This window comes from Aeromonas sp. ANP5, assembly GCF_963870295.1.
In the GTDB taxonomy this organism is placed as follows: domain Bacteria; phylum Pseudomonadota; class Gammaproteobacteria; order Enterobacterales; family Aeromonadaceae; genus Aeromonas; species Aeromonas veronii.
The window spans coordinates 1-1616 of the sequence record NZ_CAWMRY010000079.1; the positions used below are offsets into that span (position 1 = coordinate 1).

Below are 1616 nucleotides of genomic sequence, written 5' to 3' on the forward strand. Positions count from 1 at the left end.
AAAAAAAGTCTTAGCTGAGGCAATTGTCATTTGTCATTTGTCATTTGTCATTTGTCATTTGTCATTTGTCATTTGTCATTTGTCATTTGTCAGGTGTTACAAGACTATAAGGCTTATGAAATTGCCGTTAATTTAGATAGTAAAATTACCGAAGCTTTGTCATTAGTTGACTTTACAGGTAATTCATCCGGTAGTGAGCATACGAAAGCGATCAATAAAGTCACACGCGAATATGGTTTGCTTTATGTATCATTATTTTATCGGGTAGCAAATTTGACCGAAGCAGCTAACAAGTCAAGTAACGCGGATGCAGCAAGCTGCACCGGTTCTTGAAGCGTTAGGCTTATAGAACGAGAAACTATGAAAATATTATATTCAGGCGGTCTACAAATCCGCTCTAATGATGCACAAGAGCGATTGTTAAATGTTAATACTTTCTTAGATGGTGAGTTGGCTTTCCACAACTTATATCGAGAAGTTAAAGCAAGTGATTTTCCTATTGCTCAGGATTGCTTTGGTGACCAGTTTATTATTCGAGATAATTTGGTGATTAAATTGAATGCCGAAACTGGTGATATTGATGAATTTGGTTGTACTTGGGAACAGTTTTTGGCTTGGGTTGACGAGGATCCAATTGAAAGGTTGAGCATTCCAAACGATTTGGATTTAAAGGTTGGTCAGCTATTATTCGCGTATCCACCTTTCTGCACTGCAGAGGGAAATAATGCATCTATAAAAGCAATAGATGGTGTCGAGCTAATCAGGTTCCACGCTAATTTTGCGAAGCAGATAAACGGCGAATAATAAGCCTAACAAACTGTTCAAGAGGGATTCGCAACGCGTGGCATTTTCACTATGCGTTGGTTCTAGTATTTAAGGTGGTATGCCGCGGCTTCGGTATTGCGTTGCTCACCCCTTAACAGGGCGTTATGCATCAGGAGTTAATGTGAACTTTGATAGTTATAAAAAATAGTTATCTATCATGAGGTTGGGCATTGGCTAGTAGCCAATACACTAGGGTTTGGTGTTGGCTCGATTAAAATTCGTGTTGATGCAAATAGTCGTGGGTTTTGTCATTCAGGTAGCTCCCATGTTGATATTCACCCGTCATTAAATAGCATTAATGATGTCGAGAAATATTTGCTCGATCGTCTTTCTATCTTGTGGGGTGGGATAGCTAGCCAAACTGAGGTCGACAAGCGGGAATGGGAAGAAATTCTGTCTACTGATGCTGAAAGTGATTATAACAAGATTAGGGAGCTAGCCTATATTCTTAGAGGGTTACGTTACCCATTAGAAAATACAGCAGAAACGGAATTAGAACAGTTCTATCAGATAAAAGATGAAACCTATCAAATTGCGGTAAATATAATCAATAAAAATGAAAAAGCTTGGGGCAATATCGCAAAAAACATTATGATTGTCGTCGCTAAAAGTAATCATAATTATGAGTTTACGAAAGAACAATTAAGCCAATGGATGAGTGTTGCGAATGATGCATAACAATCTGTTTAAGAGTGATTCGCAACGCTAGGCATTTTTGCTATGCGTTGATTTTAGTGTTTAGGGTGGTATGCGGCGTCATCAGTATTGCGTTGCTCACACCTTAACAGGGC

At 38.7% G+C, this 1616-nt stretch carries 3 protein-coding genes; all 3 read left to right on the forward strand.

Features of this window, described 5'->3' with window-relative positions:
* Positions 1–30 precede the first annotated feature (30 nt).
* The 3 genes from AACT07_RS22285 to AACT07_RS22295 all read left to right on the forward strand — a co-directional run bounded on the left by AACT07_RS22285 (position 31) and on the right by AACT07_RS22295 (position 1503).
* Entirely contained in the window at positions 31–333 is a 303-nt protein-coding gene (locus AACT07_RS22285; protein WP_139123943.1) for a hypothetical protein, read from the forward strand.
* 27 nt (positions 334–360) lie between these two features.
* The gene (locus AACT07_RS22290) at positions 361–804 is read left to right on the forward strand and encodes a hypothetical protein (protein WP_069530083.1); all 444 of its coding nucleotides are present in this window, start codon (positions 361–363) and stop codon (positions 802–804) included.
* A 336-nt stretch (positions 805–1140) separates the two neighbouring features.
* Complete coding sequence (locus AACT07_RS22295; RefSeq protein ID WP_069530084.1) at positions 1141–1503, forward strand: hypothetical protein; 363 nt, start codon at positions 1141–1143, stop codon at positions 1501–1503.
* Positions 1504–1616: the final 113 nt, after the last annotated feature.

Excerpts from the sequence above, each read along its gene's own strand:
- AACT07_RS22290 (WP_069530083.1), top strand. The coding sequence starts at position 361 with ATGAAAATATTATATTCAGGCGGTCTACAAATCCGCTCTAATGATGCA.